The 17,038-nt window shown below is 32.4% G+C and carries 16 protein-coding genes; 1 reads left to right on the top strand and 15 read right to left on the bottom strand.

What is annotated here, in order from left to right; all coding sequences use genetic code 11:
* Nucleotides 1-29: 29 nt before the first annotated feature.
* From asnS to hflX, 15 genes are all read right to left on the bottom strand, one after another.
* Nucleotides 30-1,418 carry an asparagine--tRNA ligase gene (gene asnS / locus OC526_RS05610; protein ID WP_316043775.1) on the bottom strand — a complete coding sequence of 463 codons (1,389 nt, stop codon included), beginning with the start codon at nt 1,416-1,418 and terminating at the stop codon, nt 30-32.
* Complete coding sequence (locus OC526_RS05605; protein WP_262122657.1) at nt 1,408-2,727, bottom strand: replication-associated recombination protein A; 1,320 nt, start codon at nt 2,725-2,727, stop codon at nt 1,408-1,410. The genes asnS and OC526_RS05605 overlap by 11 nt, the downstream gene beginning before the upstream one ends.
* A 41-nt stretch (nt 2,728-2,768) precedes the next feature.
* Entirely contained in the window at nt 2,769-3,242 is a 474-nt protein-coding gene (nrdR, locus tag OC526_RS05600) for a transcriptional regulator NrdR (RefSeq protein ID WP_262122656.1), read from the bottom strand.
* Nucleotide 3,243: 1 nt separating this feature from the next.
* Nucleotides 3,244-4,356 carry a cell division protein FtsZ gene (ftsZ, locus tag OC526_RS05595; RefSeq protein WP_262122655.1) on the bottom strand — a complete coding sequence of 371 codons (1,113 nt, stop codon included), beginning with the start codon at nt 4,354-4,356 and terminating at the stop codon, nt 3,244-3,246.
* A gap of 30 nt (nt 4,357-4,386) precedes the next feature.
* Nucleotides 4,387-5,217 carry a cell division protein FtsQ/DivIB gene (locus tag OC526_RS05590; protein WP_262122654.1) on the bottom strand — a complete coding sequence of 277 codons (831 nt, stop codon included), beginning with the start codon at nt 5,215-5,217 and terminating at the stop codon, nt 4,387-4,389.
* A 1-nt stretch (nt 5,218) separates the two neighbouring features.
* Nucleotides 5,219-6,304, bottom strand: coding sequence for an undecaprenyldiphospho-muramoylpentapeptide beta-N-acetylglucosaminyltransferase (murG, locus tag OC526_RS05585; protein WP_262122653.1), 1,086 nt, complete (start codon nt 6,302-6,304; stop codon nt 5,219-5,221).
* Nucleotides 6,301-7,626 (bottom strand): UDP-N-acetylmuramoyl-L-alanine--D-glutamate ligase, encoded by a 1,326-nt coding sequence (gene murD / locus OC526_RS05580; protein ID WP_262122652.1) that lies wholly within the window; start codon nt 7,624-7,626, stop codon nt 6,301-6,303. The genes murG and murD overlap by 4 nt, the downstream gene beginning before the upstream one ends.
* A complete protein-coding gene (mraY, locus tag OC526_RS05575) occupies nt 7,623-8,573 on the bottom strand; it encodes a phospho-N-acetylmuramoyl-pentapeptide-transferase (RefSeq protein WP_262122650.1) in 951 nt (316 codons plus the stop codon). The genes murD and mraY overlap by 4 nt, the downstream gene beginning before the upstream one ends.
* A gap of 1 nt (nt 8,574) precedes the next feature.
* Entirely contained in the window at nt 8,575-8,967 is a 393-nt protein-coding gene (locus OC526_RS05570) for a hypothetical protein (RefSeq protein WP_262122649.1), read from the bottom strand.
* A 1-nt stretch (nt 8,968) separates the two neighbouring features.
* Nucleotides 8,969-9,889, bottom strand: coding sequence for a 16S rRNA (cytosine(1402)-N(4))-methyltransferase RsmH (gene rsmH, locus OC526_RS05565; RefSeq protein ID WP_262122648.1), 921 nt, complete (start codon nt 9,887-9,889; stop codon nt 8,969-8,971).
* Nucleotide 9,890: 1 nt separating this feature from the next.
* Nucleotides 9,891-10,304, bottom strand: a complete 414-nt coding sequence (gene mraZ / locus OC526_RS05560; protein WP_262122646.1) for a division/cell wall cluster transcriptional repressor MraZ — start codon at nt 10,302-10,304, stop codon at nt 9,891-9,893.
* Nucleotides 10,305-10,435: 131 nt separating this feature from the next.
* Nucleotides 10,436-11,239 carry a prolipoprotein diacylglyceryl transferase gene (lgt, locus tag OC526_RS05555; protein WP_262122645.1) on the bottom strand — a complete coding sequence of 268 codons (804 nt, stop codon included), beginning with the start codon at nt 11,237-11,239 and terminating at the stop codon, nt 10,436-10,438.
* Nucleotides 11,239-11,973: a YebC/PmpR family DNA-binding transcriptional regulator gene (locus OC526_RS05550; RefSeq protein WP_262122643.1), complete on the bottom strand. Its 735-nt coding sequence runs from the start codon at nt 11,971-11,973 to the stop codon at nt 11,239-11,241. The genes lgt and OC526_RS05550 overlap by 1 nt, the downstream gene beginning before the upstream one ends.
* 8 nt (nt 11,974-11,981) lie before the next feature.
* Complete coding sequence (locus tag OC526_RS05545; RefSeq protein WP_262122642.1) at nt 11,982-12,617, bottom strand: YigZ family protein; 636 nt, start codon at nt 12,615-12,617, stop codon at nt 11,982-11,984.
* On the bottom strand, nt 12,592-13,830 hold the full coding sequence (hflX, locus tag OC526_RS05540) for a GTPase HflX (RefSeq protein ID WP_262122641.1): 1,239 nt from the start codon (nt 13,828-13,830) through the stop codon (nt 12,592-12,594). Before hflX ends, OC526_RS05545 begins: the two co-directional genes overlap by 26 nt.
* A gap of 139 nt (nt 13,831-13,969) precedes the next feature.
* On the opposite strand from hflX, the gene OC526_RS05535 reads away from it, so the two are divergent.
* Nucleotides 13,970-16,939: a transglycosylase domain-containing protein gene (locus OC526_RS05535; protein ID WP_262122640.1), complete on the top strand. Its 2,970-nt coding sequence runs from the start codon at nt 13,970-13,972 to the stop codon at nt 16,937-16,939.
* Nucleotides 16,940-17,038: the final 99 nt, after the last annotated feature.

The following is a 17,038-nucleotide window of genomic DNA, read 5'->3' as shown; positions in this document are numbered from 1 at the left end:
ATTAGAATAATTTTCTGTCATTATATCTCCTAGTTTTGGCTTGCAAGTGCGTTTACATATCTTGGATAAGAAATTACGTCACGGATATTTTTCATACCTGTAACATACATAACCGCTCTTTCAAAACCTAATCCAAATCCTGAGTGTACAACTGTACCAAACCTTCTTAAGTCTAAGTAATTTTGATAGTCTTCTTCTTTAAGTCCGTTATCTTCAAAAGATTTTAATAATTCATCGATATTTTCTTCCCTTTGAGATCCGCCGATTAGTTCACCTACTCCAGGAACTAGCATATCAAATGCCGCTACTGTTTTGCCATCAGCATTTCTTTTCATGTAGAAAGCCTTAATATCTTTTGGATAATCAGTTACAAATACTGGACCATTTACAATAACTTCAGATAAGTATCTTTCATGTTCTGTTTGTAAGTCCATGCCCCATTCAACCGGGAATTCAAAGTCTTGACCACTTTCTTTTAGCTTTTCAATCGCATCAGTATAAGTAACTCTTGCAAATTCTTTACTTCTTACTTGGTCAAGTCTTTCAAATAATTCTTCATCTATAAATCTATTGAAAAATTCCATTTCATCTTTGTTGTTTTCGAGTAGATAGTCGATTACATATTTAATCATATCTTCAGCAACATCCATGGCTTGGTTATAATCTGCAAAGGCCATTTCAGGTTCTAGCATCCAGAACTCTGCAGCGTGTCTTGGTGTATTTGATAATTCTGCTCTAAATGTAGGGCCAAAAGTATATACATCACCAAAAGCAAGTGCATAGTCTTCTGCCTCTAATTGTCCAGATACTGTTAAATAAGATTTTTTACCAAAGAAGTCTTTGTTATAATCTACTTGATTTTCTTCATTCATTGGAGCATCACTTGGATCAATTGTTGTTATATTAAACATTTCTCCTGCACCCTCAGCATCAGATCCTGTTACAATTGGTGGGTTTACATATAAAAATCCACGTTCTTGGAAAAATTGATGAAGTGCAAATGCTAGTGAGCTTCTTACTTTAAATACAGCTCTATAAGTATTAGTTCTTGGACGAAGATGAGGGATAGTTCTCATATATTCTAGTGTTTGTCTTTGTTTTTGAATTGGGAATTTATCTGAAGATTCGCCTAAAATTTTAACTTCACTTGCTTGAATTTCGTATGGTGTTTTATTATTACCAGTGGCAACTAATTTTCCGCTTACTTCAAGGCTTGTTGATAAGAATTGATGAGAAAGTTCTTCATAATTTGGTGCATCAGTTCCAATTACAATTTGTAAATTTTTAAAAGTACTTCCATCATTTAGTTCGATAAATCCTACATTTTTACCAAATCTAGAATTTCTAATCCAACCATTTACAACAACTTCCTTGTCTATATACGAATCAACATCATTTAAAATTTCTCTAATCTTCATTAGTTCCATCCTTCCTTTTTTTAAGTTTGTCATTTAGTTCTTTTTCATGCCCTATATCTAAGGCCTGGTAAAATTTTTCATTCACAAAATCATCAGGCAGATAATCCTGATCTACATATCCCCCAAATGAATGTGGGTAAAGATACTTATCGTGAATTAAATTTTTACTACCAGGATAGTGGGCATCCTTTAATTTATTAGGCACTTCTTTGTCACGATTTTCTCTTACAAATTGCATGGCTTTGTCAATAGCCAAATAAGTAGAATTGCTTTTGTCAGCTAAGCACAAATAGGTAACAGTCTGTGCCAAAATAATTCTTGCCTCCGGCATGCCTACAGTATTAATTGCATCAAAAGTACTAGTAGCAAGTACCAAAGCAAATGGATCTGCATTTGAAATATCTTCTGATGCAAAAATAATCATACGACGGGCAATAAATTTTATATCCTCACCAGATTCAAGTATTTTTGCCAAATAATACAGGGCAGCATCAGGATCTGATCCTCTCATAGACTTAATAAAGGCTGAGATGGTATCATAATGTCTGTCGCCCTTTTTATCATAGATTGCAATCTTTTTTTGAATAGAATTTTCGATTGTATCTTTGCCTATATTTATTTTACCATCTTTCTCATTTTCTGAAAATATAGCAATTTCTAAGGCATTTAAAAGTGCCCTGCTATCTCCATTCGAATATTTAATTAAAACTTCCCTGGCATCAGCATCTATATTTACATTTTTATTTTGTAAAATCGGATCCTTAGTTATTGCCATATCAATAAGTCTTTCAAGGTCAGATTTGCTTAATGATTTAAGCTCAAAAACATACATGCGAGATATAAGGGCCTTATTTACTTCAAAATATGGGTTTTCTGTTGTTGCACCAATTAGAATAATTGTAGAATCCTCTACAAATGGCAATAGATAGTCTTGTTGAGATTTATTAAATCTATGTATCTCGTCTATGAATAAAATAGTTTTTTTATTTTCATATTTTAAATTGTCTTTAGCAATTTCTATTTTCTTTTTTACATCTGCAATCCCACTTGTTACTGCAGAAAGTTCTTCATAGGCCATGTGGGTAGTTTCTGAGATGATTTTTGCTAAGGTTGTTTTTCCTACACCAGGTGGTCCATAAAAAATCATTGAATAAATTCTATCAGCCTTTATCATACGGCTAATTATTCTACCATCCCCTACCAAATGTTCTTGACCTATATAATTTTCAAGACTTTTTGGTCTAAGCCTATCTGCCAGTGGTGCAGATTTTTCTAATTGTCTTTGCTTATTTAACTCAAATAAATCCATTTTAGCCTTTCTAGTACAAAAAAAGATGCAGCTATAAGCAACTACTGCTCAATACTGGCATCTTTTTTATCTCTTAAATTTATAATTTCATTGTAAAATGAATCGACATCTTTAAATTCTCTATAAACTGAAGCAAATCTAACATATGCCACAGGATCTAAATCTTTTAGCTCATCCATGACAAGCTCACCGATATAGGTCGATGTAACTTCTTTTTTGCCTGTATGGTTAATTTTAATTTCCACATTTTTAGCTACTTGCTCAATTTGATCCAGAGACACGGGTCTTTTTTGACAGCTTTTTACAATGCCATTTATGATTTTGGATCGGTCATAGGCTTCACGAGTTTCATCCTTTTTTATTACCATGATGGTTATGTCTTCATAGCGTTCGTAGGTTGAAAATCTCTTGCTACAATCTTCACAAAGTCTTCTGCGTCTAATAGCTGTATCATCTTCAGTGGTTCTTGAGTCGAGTACTTTTGTGTTATTTGAATGACAATACGGGCATTTCATATTATTTTAAGAAATCTGGTAGATCTATATCGTCAAATGGATTTGAGCTTTTTCTTTTTTCTTCAGCTGGACGAGTTGTTCTAGTTTGAGATTCATATTCTTGTCTAGAATTTCTGCTTGGAGCATTCATTTCACTAGAACGAGATTGTGATCTGCCTTGATTATCAAATCCTGTCGCAATAACTGTAATTTTGATTTCATCACCAAGTGATTCATCAGAACCAACACCAAAGATAATATTTGCATCAGAGTCGATATTATCGCGGATAAGTTCAGCAGCTTCATTTGCTTCCATAAGACCAACTTCTGCAGCAGTAACGTTAAGTAATACAGCTTTTGCACCTTCAATTGATGTTTCAAGAAGTGGTGAGTTAACTGCAGCTTTTGCAGCATCAACAGCTCTGTTTTCTCCTGTAGCTCGCCCAATACCCATATGTGCGATTCCTTGGTCAGACATGATTGATTCAACATCTGCAAAGTCTAGGTTGATTACGTTTGGTATAGCAATTAGCTCTGAAATACCACTTACTGCATCCATTAGTACATTATCAGCTAGTTTAAATGCATCTACCATTGATGTTCTTTTTTCAACAATTTGTAGAAGTCTATCATTTGGGATAGTAATAAGTGTATCTACATTTTCTTTAAGTCTTTCAATACCAGCTTCTGCTTGGGATTGTCTTTTTCTACCCTCAAAAGTAAATGGTTTTGTAACTACACCTACTGTAAGGATATCCATGTCTTTTGCAACACCTGCGACAACTGGAGCAGCACCTGTACCAGTACCACCACCCATACCAGCAGTGATAAATACCATGTCAGCTCCTTTTAGAGCTTCTGTAATATCATTTTTAGACTCTTCAGCTGCTTTTTCCCCAACAGATGGGTTAGCACCAGCTCCTAGTCCTCTAGTAAGTTTTTCTCCGATTTGTAATCTTAAATCAGCATTTGATTCTTGAAGTGTTTGTAAGTCTGTATTTACAGCAACAAACTCAACTCCTGATAATCCGTTATCTCTCATTCGGCTGATAGCATTATTTCCACCACCACCAACTCCGATAACTTTTATCTTCGCTAAAGAGTTGTCATCCATTTCCATATTAATATTTGCCATATCTTCCCCCGTGTTCTAGTTTGATGTTTTTTAATAATTTAGATTTTCACTATATGAATCAGGGCTAACATTTACAATAGGATTTTTGCCATTGTTCAAATCTATTGATGTAACCGTAATAGATTTTTCCCTTGCATCATTTAAGATATTATCTAAAATTTTAAGCTTATAGTCTATGTCGTTCAAATCACCGAATTTCACATCTATATCATTTATCATTATACCAATATCAGCTTTATTTTCCAAATTTAATTGTTTTACCTCGTTAAAATATGAAAATACCTGAATTGCCTTTATAAAATTTAAACTTGCTTCTGATCCTGTGAAGTTTTCTCCTACTGTTTTCTTAAGATTTGCTCCTTGTATCTCCTTTAAAAGACTTTCATCAAAATCATTTAAGTCATCTCCAAGCAAGATACCTTTATTTGAGATATAATATTTTTTTCCATCGCTGTTTTGAAAAAAAGTTGGATAATCTTCATCTACATTTATACTTAATAGATTTGGAAAAACCTTTTTTACACTAACTTTATCAATATAAGGTAATTTACTAATATTACTATCATCCATATCAGTTTTGTATAATAAAATATTTTCACCTATAGGATTCCCTAGTTGAGCTATTATTTCAGCATCAGAAGTTATATTATTTCCACTTATGTATATCTCAGAAATTTTCATGTAGGCGTGGGAGTAAATGCTATAGACAATAGAAGCTAAAGTTAAAAAAATAAGAAAAATCACAAACCATTTACTAAATAATTTCTTATCTTTTTCCTTGCTATGTTTTTTTGCAATATAATTTTTATTTACTGTTCTTCCATCTTTTTTAAAGTATCTGTCATCGTTTGAATTTTGCATATTATTTCTCAGTTAATTTTAAAACAAGTTCTAGAATTGCATCACTCGCCCCATCTTGCGCAAGCTTAGCACTATTTTCTCCCATTATTTTTAGTTTTTCTTCATCACTTATGATGCTCATAATATTATTATACAACACTTTACCATTTAGATCTTTTTCTAAAATCATAAGTGAAGCACCATTTTTTACATATGTTTCGGCATTGAATTGCTGGTGATTTTCAGTTGTGTATGCCTTTGGAATGAGTATTGAAGGTTTTTTTACACTTGATATTTCAGCAAGGCTCATTGCACCGCTTGAAGCAATTACCAAATCACTTACTGCATAAAACAAATCAATATTGTCTATATAAGGAAATACTTTTAAGTATTTATTTTCTGGTAATTCTTTTACAAAATTATCATAATTTCTTTTTCCAGTTTGGTGAAGAATATAAAAATCTCCATGAAGGCTTTCTGCCATTTCTTTGACAGCTTTATTCATAGAGGCTGATCCATTTGATCCTCCAAAAGAAAATACTACTGGTTTTGACTTGTCTATGCCTAGTTTTTCTAAATCTTCATTACTAAATTCATTAGAAAAATTATTTCTAACAGGATTTCCTGTCACTACTATTCTTTCTTTGTGCTTAAAGTGTTTAATGGCTTCGGCATAGGAAATACAAAGGTAATCTACTTTTTTCGATAAGTACTTTGAAGTGATTCCTGGATAAGAATTTGACTCATGAATTATGGTTGGCACTTTTAGCTTAGCAGCTTGATAAATTATTGGTCCACAAACATATCCACCAGTACCAATGGCTAAATCCGGTTTAAATTCTTTAATAATTCTTCTTGCAGAACTGAAACCTTTTAGGTTTGTGGAGATTGATTTGAAAAATCTTTTATTAATTTTCCTTGGCATGCCCATGCCTTCGATTGGAGCAAATTTATATCCATATTTTTTAGCAATAGCTTCTTCAGGTCCGCCTTTGATTCCAACATATAATATATTAACATCTTCAATATTTTCTTGGATTTTTTGGGCGATGGCAATGGCAGGATAAATATGTCCGCCTGTTCCCCCACCTGAAATAATCACATTCATTTTATCATTCCTTTATACTTTTCGATTTTTTCTTTAAAATCTTTACCACGCACTTCATATGAAGGGTACATATCCCAGCTTGCACTTGCTGGAGATAACAAAATAGTGTCATTAGATTTTGCATTATCTATTGCTTTCTTGACTGCATAATCCATATCATCTGCTAAAATATATTTCACACCATAATCCTCACAAAGATTTTTAATTTGTGTTTTGGTATCACCCATGATGATCATTAGCTTACCATTATTTTTAAATTCTTTTACATAATCACTATAATCGATTTTTTTATCATAGCCACCAGCTATAATTATTATAGGATTAGTAAAACTCTTAATTGCTTTTACTGCACTGTCTACATTTGTAGCCTTGGAGTCATTATAAATTTTAACTCCTTTCACTTCGTCGACAAATTCTAATCTATGCTCTATTGAAACAAATGTTTTGCCGGCTTCAATTATTTTTTCGAAATCTATTCCAAATAAATAAGCCTCTAACATAGCCGCCATTAGGTTTTCATAATTATGATTACCAATGATTCTTAAATCACTCGTATTCAGAAGTTCATAACTTTCTTTTTCATCTATATAATAAATCTTATTATTTTTAAGATATAAACCTCTTTTTACTGGTCCCACAGACGAAAATTCGTAAATTTGACCCTGAAATCTTTCTATATTTTTTTGTAAAATTTCATCATTTTTATCAATCACAATATAATCTTTGTTTGTTTGATTTTTTGCAATATTTAATTTTGAATTTATATAATCATCAAAATCCTTGTGCCAATCCAAATGATCTTCTGTAATATTAAGAATTGAAGCAATATGTGGATGAAAATCAAATGTATTTTTAAGTTGAAAAGATGAAAGCTCTTCAACAAAAACTGCATCATTATTATACATTTGCCATAAAATACCTTCACCAATATTGCCAACAGAAATTGCTTTTACTCCAGATTCATTTAAGATATGGGTAATCATTGAAGTTGTAGAAGTTTTGCCATTTGTACCTGTTACTGCAAGGATTTTCTTATCGGGGAAAATTCTATATGATAATTCAATATCACTTATGATTTCATATTTTTTTGCTAATTTTTGCAAAATATCATCACTAGGTTTAATACCAGGTGACTTTACAACATACTTATAGTTGATTTCACCAATATTTAAAAGAGAAATAGGGCTATAGTCATAGCCCTTTAATTGATCAACTTTTTCTTTATTTTTGTCAAAAGTATAAACTTCATATCCTAATTTTGAAAGTGTTTTTACTGTAGATATTCCGCTAACACCTAGTCCATAAACTAAAACTTTTCTCATAATACTGCCACCAAAGTTATTAAACATAATAATACTGAAACTATAGAAAATGCTGTTACAATTTGAGGTTCTTTGTAGCCCTTTAACTCAAAATGATGATGTATTGGGGTCATTAAGAATACTCTTTTCTTGTTTCTGTGTCTATAAGATAAAACTTGAATGATAACAGATAAAGTTTCTAAAACATAAACGCCACCAAAAATAACAAGATAAATTGGCATTTTTTCTAATATTGCTAGGGCAACAACCGCACCACCAATCGCCATAGATCCTGTATCTCCCATAAATACAGAAGCTGGATAAGAGTTAAAATATAAAAATCCTAATAAAGATCCAAATAAAATTACTGAAAACATCCTAGTTGTATCAGTAGTTGCTATCAAAAACAAGCAGATAAATACTGGAAGTGATACACTTGTAGCAAGTCCATCCAGCCCATCGGTAAGATTTACTGCATTAGTAGTTCCAACTATGATAAATACCAATATAGGAAAACCTAAAATACTTACTGGCAGGCTATAATTTGAAAATGGAATTGTTAAGCTAGTAACACTTTCCTTGTCATTAATAAATGCTAATATTGTAATAAGTATTGCCAAGCCAAATTGTAAGATAATTTTTTCCTTAGGTTTAAGTCCCTCAGACTGCTTTAGTACCAATTTTCTAAAATCATCTACAAATCCTATTGCTCCGTATCCCACAGTACACAGCAACAAAATTGCTGTACTCATATCAAAGGGAACGAAAATAAGTGTCATCAAAAAAGCAGCTATTAAAAAAATTATCCCACCCATAGTAGGTGTTCCCGCTTTTTGGTAGTGACTTTTAGGTCCTTCTTTCCTAATATTTTGTCCAACCTTCATATTTTTTAAGATTGGTAAAATAGCGTAGCCTAAGACTATTGTTGAAATTATGCTTGCAATAATTATTTTAAATATTTGATCCATATTAGTTATCTATTCTTTCTACTCCGGTTTTTTCATATACCATTCCTAGTTCCTCTAAAGCATACCTTTGAATACGGTTTAAGTCCACTGTGTTCTCAAGTTTTGCTTTTAGTCTATCTCTTTTTAATTCTTTACTAACAGCATCACTTGTCAATTCTTTGTATTCACTTCGTTTTGCCATCAATTCATTTCTAGTATTAAAGGTAAAATAACCTAGAGTAATAACTATAGCAAGGGTTAGAAAACTAATAAGCATTTTAAATCTTCTGTCTTTTTTTCTTTGAATTTTGATTTGATTTTTTCTTCTAGCTTTGGGATTTTCCCTAACCTTAAGTCTTATTCTATTGTGATTTGTGTTTTTGGCAATTTTTTGCCTATCAATTCTCTCAGCCATATTAAATCCTTTGGCAAACTCTAAGTTTTGCACTTTTCGCCCTAGAGTTCTCTTTTAATTCCTTCTTTCCTGCTATAATTGGTTTTTTATTGATTGTCTTAACTTTCGCCTCATGGTCACATATACAAACTGGTAATCCTGGTGGGCAAATACAATCTTTTTCTAGTTCCTTAAATGTATTTTTAACGATACGATCTTCTAGTGAGTGAAAGGTAATCACGCATAGTCTCCCACCTATATTTAGGCGGTCAATGACCTTATCGAGTGTATTTTCTAAAACTTCTAATTCTCTATTAACTTCAATTCTTAGTGCTTGAAAAACTCTTTTTTCAGGATGAGCCTCATTTGACCTAACAGATTTGTTAATCAAATCTCTTAGCTTAAAAGTAGTATCAATTCGCTGTTCATCTCTAGTTTCTACAATTTTTCTAGCTATTGTTCTTGAAAATCTTTCTTCGCCATAGTTAGAAAATATTTTTTGAAGCTCATCCAAAGAGTAGTCGTTTACAATTTTTTCTGCTGTTAACTCATTGCCTGTGTCCATTCTCATATCAAGTGGCCCATCGTGCATATAAGAAAATCCACGATCAGCATTATCTATCTGATATGAACTGACACCTATGTCCATCAAAGCACCATCAATTTTACTAATTCCTAAATCATCTAAGACCCTATCAATATTTTCAAAATTGCTTTTTACAAAAATTACATTCGAAAAGTCAGATAGATTTTCCTTAGCGGCATTTAACGCATCTTGGTCCTGATCTAGGGCGATTAATCTACCATTTTCAGATAGATTTTCCAAAATTCTCTTACTGTGTCCGCCTTTTCCTAGGGTAAGATCTACATAAATTCCATCAGGTTTTATATTTAAATTTTCTATTACTTCATCAGCTAAAACTGATATATGTTTAAATTCCATATTATTCATCCATTATGTCGGATAAATTCACCTCAACTTCATTTATATATTCTTGCCATTGGTTCATATCCCATATTTCTATTGTTAAGTTGTTACCAATAATCATGGCCTCATTTTCAATATGGGCATAGTCTCTCAAATTTTTATTTAGCAAAACCCTGCCTTGCTTATCAAGGCTTGTTTTGACAGTGGATGAGAAAAACAATCTTTTGATGGCCCTGTTTTTTTTGTTTTCATTAACAAGTTCATCAAGTCTTTTACTTTGTCTTTCAAACTCTTCTTCTGTGTAGATTACTAGAGAGTTTTCAGGTCCTTTTGTGATAAAAAATTCATTAGTTAGTCCATCACGAAATTCACTTGGCATCATTATTCTATTTTTAGAATCTAATTTATGAGTGAATTCGCCTAAAAACAATTCCTTACCACCTTTCACCACTTTAATCCACTTTATAATCATTTTATACCATAAATGAGAAAAAATCAAACAAAAAAATCGGTTATTTCTAACCGATTTCAAGAAATATTATCTTATTTATTTGTATCTAATTATTGAAATTTAATAATCTTTGCTTCTTTTTCTTTTTTTGTATTTTTTGGTCTAAAATAAGGTGGGAGATTTTTTTTGTTTGCGTAGAAGAATAAAGCTATACCTAGGACAATAAATGCTAGGGAGATTAGTTGAGCTGTTCTAAATGGTCCCCAATAAAGAGAATCAGTTCTTAGTCCTTCTACAAAATATCTTAAAACCCCATAGGATATTAAATAAGCAGCACTTATCTTTCCTTTGTCAGGATTTCTTTTTATTGCATTTATCAAAAATAAAAAAATAATTATATCCCCTAATGATTCGTAGAGGAAAGTGGGATGTACTTTTACTCCATCAATAATTATCCCCCAAGGTAAGTCGGTTGGACCACCATGCGCTTCTTGGTTTATAAAATTTCCCCAACGGCCAATTCCTTGGGCTAGGGCAAGTGATGGTGTTAAAATATCTGTCATATCCAAAAAAGGTACCATATGTTTTTTACTATAAAAATATAGGGCAAGGGCACCGAAAATTATTCCTCCGTGGATAGCAAGTCCCCCACCACGGATATTTAAGATTTGAATTGGGTTTTGTGAATAGAATTCCCACTTAAATAGGACATACCACAATCTAGCTCCAATTATACCAATAGGGATAATAACAAATAATATGTCATATATAAAATCTTCATCAAAACCACGTCTAATAAATTCTTTTTTTGCAAAATATGTTCCTAAAAGCATACCTGCAATTATTATTATGGCATACCAACGTATTTCTATGCCAAAAATAGAAAATGCTACCGGATCAAAATTAAATTCCATTATTCTTCCTCTCTTGGTTGTTCCCAGTTTGTATAAACTTCTTGGACATCATCATTATCTTCAAGAGTGTCAATCAATTTCTCAAGTTTTACGTGATGGTCACTATCAACTTCTATATCATTTTGAGCAATGTAAGCAATGTCTGAGCGCTCTATTGTATATCCCAAATTTTTAAGATTTTCTACTGCATCATTGTATGCATCGATGCTAGTTATTGCTTCAAAGTACTCATCTTCTTCGATGACATCATCAGCACCAGCTTCTAAGGCATCCATCATAAATTGGTCAAAATCTTTTTCTTTACTATTTACAAAAATTTGACCCTTGTGATCAAACATAAACATAACTGAACCGTCTGTTCCTAGATTTCCTCCGTTTTTATCAAAGGCATGGCGTACATCTGGTGCAGTTCTTTGAACGTTATCTGTAAGGCAATCTACAATTACAGCAACTCCGCCTGGGCCATATCCCTCATAGATTACTCTTTGGAAATTATCTCCTGCTCCTTCTCCAGATGCTTTTTTGATTGCTCTTTCGATATTATCATTTGGCATATTGTCAGATTTTGCCTTATCTATTGCTTGTTTTAATGCTGGGTTATAATCTGGATTGTCTCCACCTTGTCTTGCTGCTACTGTAATATTTCTAGCATGTTTGGTAAAGATTTTGCCTCTTTTAGCATCTTCGTTTCCTTTTTTATTTTTAATCTTGCTCCACTTATTATGTCCTGACATAAAACCTCCTATTTACTAAAAAGCATTACCGCTTTATCATTGGTTATTTCAATATTGCTACTGGTCATATTTATTAAATCAGATTTAGTTTTTTCAAAATCTTCTTCTCTAACATATAAAGAAATTTTTACTTTGTCTGTATATTCCTTATCTATTACTTGGAATTTTTTTTCATTTATATAATTTTCAATTATACCTAGTAGCTCATAAGAATGAATTAATTCTACTACAAAAAATGGTCTTTTGTAAATTATATTATTTTCTAAAGTCTCACTTACTCCCCTGCCATAGGCACGAACTAAGCCACCCTTTCCTAATAGTTTGCCCCCAAAATATCTTGTGACCACAGCACAAATGTTTGTAAGATTTTCTTTTTCTAAAACTGAAAGCATGGGTAATCCTGCAGAGCCTTGGGGCTCGCCATTATCATTATATCTTTTAATAACAGGTGTTTCATTAATTATAAAGGCTGTGCAGTTGTGGGTGGCATCCTTATACTTTTCTGAGATTTCATCTATAAAATCATTTGCTTCTTTTTCACTTGCTACGTGAGAAATTGTAGTTATAAAGCGTGATTTTTCTTCTTCAAATTCCCTTTGTATGGTGCCTTTGATAGTTTTATAAGCCTTGGATATATTTTCCATATTTTTCCATATCCTCTTTTGAAATTTCAAATTCTATACTTGTGCCATTTTCGTCATATTCTGTTTTTAAAATATCATAATTAGTCATCATATAATCAAGAATTTCACCGTGAGCAAATGGTATATGCATGGTGACTTTTTGATAATTTTCCTTAATCATACTTACTATTTTTTCTTTCAATCTTTCGAGATCTTCTTCATCTCTAGCAGAAATATAGATTCTTTCTTGGTCCCTTTTAAATAATTTTACAGCCAGTTCATTTTCTACTTTATCCATTTTGTTAAAGACGTATAATACTTCTTTTTCTGCCATATCTATGTCAGAAATAGCAGTTTCAATGGCATGGATTTGGTGTTCTATATTGTGGCTTGAATCAATTACAACTAAAAGCATATCTGCAAATTTTATTTCGTCAAGAGTTGTCAAAAAAGAATCGTTAAGTTCTTTAGATAAATTGTCAATAAAACCAACAGTATCTGTCAAAGTTACTTTTGTATTAGAAAAATCTAGTCTCCTAGTTGATGTATCTAGTGTTGCAAATAATAAGTCATCAGAATAAACAAACTTATCTTTGCCATATAGATGCATCATCCCATTTAAAATGGTAGATTTGCCTGCATTTGTGTAACCCAATAAAGAAATATTTGTAATATTTTTACGAGCTTGCCTATTAATTCTTTTGGTTTTTTCAATATCTTTAAGCTGCCTTTCCAGTGATTTTATATCACGAACTACAGCACGCCTATCGGTTTCAAGCATGGTCTCTCCCGGACCTCTAGTACCTATTCCACCTGCCTGACGAGATAGGTAAGAAAACCATTTGTTAAGCCTAGGTAATTGGTATTTTAGTTGGGCTAATTTTATTTTTAAGCGGCTTTCCTTAGTATTTGCTCTTAGGGCAAAAATATCTAAAATTAATGTTGTCCAATCTACAACATGGAGTTTTAGTTCTTCTTCCAAATTGTATAATTGGCTAGCAGATAGTTCTACATCAAATATTACTGTTTTAACTTCTAATTTCTCAGCTAGATCTTTGATTTCTGCTACCTTTCCCCTTCCTATGTAAAATCTAGGATTTACTTTCTCTACAACCTGGCTAACATAGGCAAGTGTAGTCCCACCTGCTGTATTAATTAATGATTCTAATTCATAAATTTTATTCTCTTCATCATCGTCTCTTTTTAAGACATTTACTTGTATTACTTCTTGCATAAACTTCCCTTCTTCAGATTGATTATACGTTTAAAGTTAAAATTTATAAAGAATAGGCAATATGGAATAAATGGCAAAAAAATGATACAATTTATAAATAACTGTTTAATTTTAAGATATGAAAATTTTAGGAGGCACAATGGTTAAAAAAGTTAGCTCTATAGTGCTTAAGCTTATTTTAATAGTATTTTTAATATTAATGTCTATAGGTGTTGTTTTTGCAGGCCTAAGTGGTGGTGCAATTCTAGAGGTTATGAAGACTGCGCCTGAGATTGATGCAAATATTATAAAGTACGAAATGAGCCAAAACTCTACTATAGTTGATGAAGATGGAAATGAAGTTGACTCGATTGCAACCAGTGAATACAGGGAAATTATAGGCTATGATCAAATTCCAGAATATCTAAAATATGCATTTGTAGCTGTTGAAGACGAAAGATTTTACAATCACCCTGGTCTAGATCCACAGTCAATAATTGGTTCAGCTATTGAAAACTTCAAAGCTGGAGGCATTGTACGTGGTGGTTCTACCATTACCCAACAGTTAGCCCGTAATACCTACTTAAACAATGACCAAACTTACGAAAGAAAGATTAGAGAAATATATCTAGCCTTAGAAATTGAGCAAAATCTAAGTAAAAATGAAATTCTGGGAGCTTATTTAAATCGTGTGTTTATGGGGCAAAACTCCTACGGTGTACAAGCTGCAGCAAGAACCTATTTTGATAAAGATGTATCCGAATTAAACCTTGCCCAGTGTGCAGCACTAGCTGGTATTGTCCAATCACCATCAGAAAATTCATTGTATAAGGCAATAAAAACTAGCGAAGTTACCGACCAAAGAGTTTTGGGTGAGTTTAGCATAGATGGAGAAAAGTACGCTGCTGTTTATAACCAAGCACCTTTTGATAGGGAAATATATGTTTTGGACAAAATGCTAGAACGTGGTTACATTTCTAGAAAACAATACAAGGAAGCAAAGGAGTTTGATGTAGCAGCATCAATTGTCCCAGCCGAAAGAAAAAATACTGAAATTGCTAGTTACTATAACTCCCTACTTGAAAAACAAGTTGTTAACAAACTTATGGAAACATACAACATGAGTGAAAACCAAGCTTGGGATAGACTTTACTATGGTGGTTTAAGAATAACAACAGCCATAGACCCTGATATGCAAAAACAATTAGAAGCCATTTATTCTGATTTTTCCTCATATCTTATGGGAGATACTTCTGGATGGAATACTGCTCCCCTACTTGACTTAAGATATGATGATTATGGCAATATTGTAAATGGTGAAGGAAATTTATTATATTACAGCAAATCAAATCTATTAAATGAAAATAATGACATAAGACTAAGAAATGATGAAGCATGGTTTGACGAAAATGGAAATATTGTTCTATCTACCCGTAAGGCATATCTTGATCAAACTAAACTTATATTTAGAAATTATTATTCTCTAGATGAGGAAAATAAAAATCTACGCACTCACAAAACTGGATTCATTTCATTTAATACTAATGAAGATATAAGACTTGATGATGATAAAAATATTGTTATTTCAAAAGGCTATTTAGAAAAAAATCCAGATTTATTTACCTACTATGACGATGAGACATTTTCTGTAAATAAAGACTTTTATGATATAGATTTAAATGGTGTTATACAACCACAATCATCCACAGTAGTAATTGACCAGGATACTGGAGAAATAAAAGCAATTATGGGTGGTCGTGACCAGTCTGGAGTAAGGCTTTTAGACCGAGCATCTGCTATACCTCGTCAGCCAGGTTCTTCTATAAAACCAATTGCAACTTATACTCCAGCCTTAGATAATGGATATAACTTAGCTACTGGTATGGATGATGTGCCTTTGATGATGAATGAAGATGATGAAGCTTGGCCAAAAAATGTATACAATTACTATGAAGGAATTGTTCCTATAAGAACAGCTATCGAAAGATCAATAAATACAATTGCCGTTCGTACTTTAAATGAAGTAGGCATCCAAACTAGTATAGATTACCTTAAAAATTTTGGTATTATCAAAGATGACGGAAATGATAACTTTGTAACCGCCTCTGAAAATAATCAAACAAATGATGAAAACCTAGCAGCTCTAGGGGTTGGTGCCATGACCCGTGGATTGACTAACCTAGAAATGACTGCAGCCTATGCAGCCCTAGCAAATAAGGGTGAATACAAAGAACCACTTACATTTTCAAAAATTGAAGATTCTACAGGTGAAGTATTATTTGATAGTGATAATGTAATTACTCACCAAGTTACTAGCGAAGAAACTGCATATCAAATGACATCCGCCCTACAATCTACTGGTCAATATTATGGTAACATCAACTTAAATGGAACAGACTTTGCAACTAAGACTGGTACTACTGATGATTATGTTGACTTCTGGTGCGTGGGATATACTCCATACTACACAGTTGGAATTTGGATGGGTGCAGATGATCAAAATATAAGAATGAATGGTAATTCTGTTGAAAGAGCTGCGCTGATGTGGAATACTATCAATAATCAAATCTTAGATGGTTATGAAATAGCAGAGTTTGAAAGACCAGATAGTATTGTAGAAATGGAAGTAGATACTATGAGTGGTAAACTTCCAACAGAACTTTCATACATGGATACACGAGGTACTGTAAAAACAGAAATATTTGGTCCAAAAAATAAACCAACAGAAGATGATGATGTCCACACCCTAGTTACAATTGATACTAGAAATAATCTCCTAGCCTCAGATGTAACGCCAAGTTGGGCCATGGCACAAGTATCCTACTTAAAATCAAAAAGTAATTACGATCCAAAAGAATTTAATAACATCTTACCTAGAGACTGGGATTTTAGAGCACCAACTGAGTATTCAGATTTAATTTATGTAGAGCCTCTACCTGAGGAAGACGAAGAAGATGAAGACGAGGATGATAAAGAAGACAAAGATGAGGGCGGAGATAATCCTCCAAATCCTAAAGAAGATGGAAACATAATTCCTGAAATAAATCCAAACCGAGATTCCAGGAGAAATCAAACTTTAGATCAACCAGTCATACCATACGAAGGTGCTAGCTCTGGTAATAACAGATAAAAAGAACAAGCTGACTTTAAAATCAGCTTGTTTTTTTAATTACAAAAATATTAATTATAATCGTATTTAAAAATCTGGACAAAAAAATCAGGGTCAAAG

This window comes from Anaerococcus sp. Marseille-Q5996 (genome assembly GCF_946893725.1).
Classification (GTDB): domain Bacteria; phylum Bacillota; class Clostridia; order Tissierellales; family Peptoniphilaceae; genus Anaerococcus; species Anaerococcus martiniensis.
This window is presented reverse-complemented; position numbering and strand designations above follow the sequence as displayed.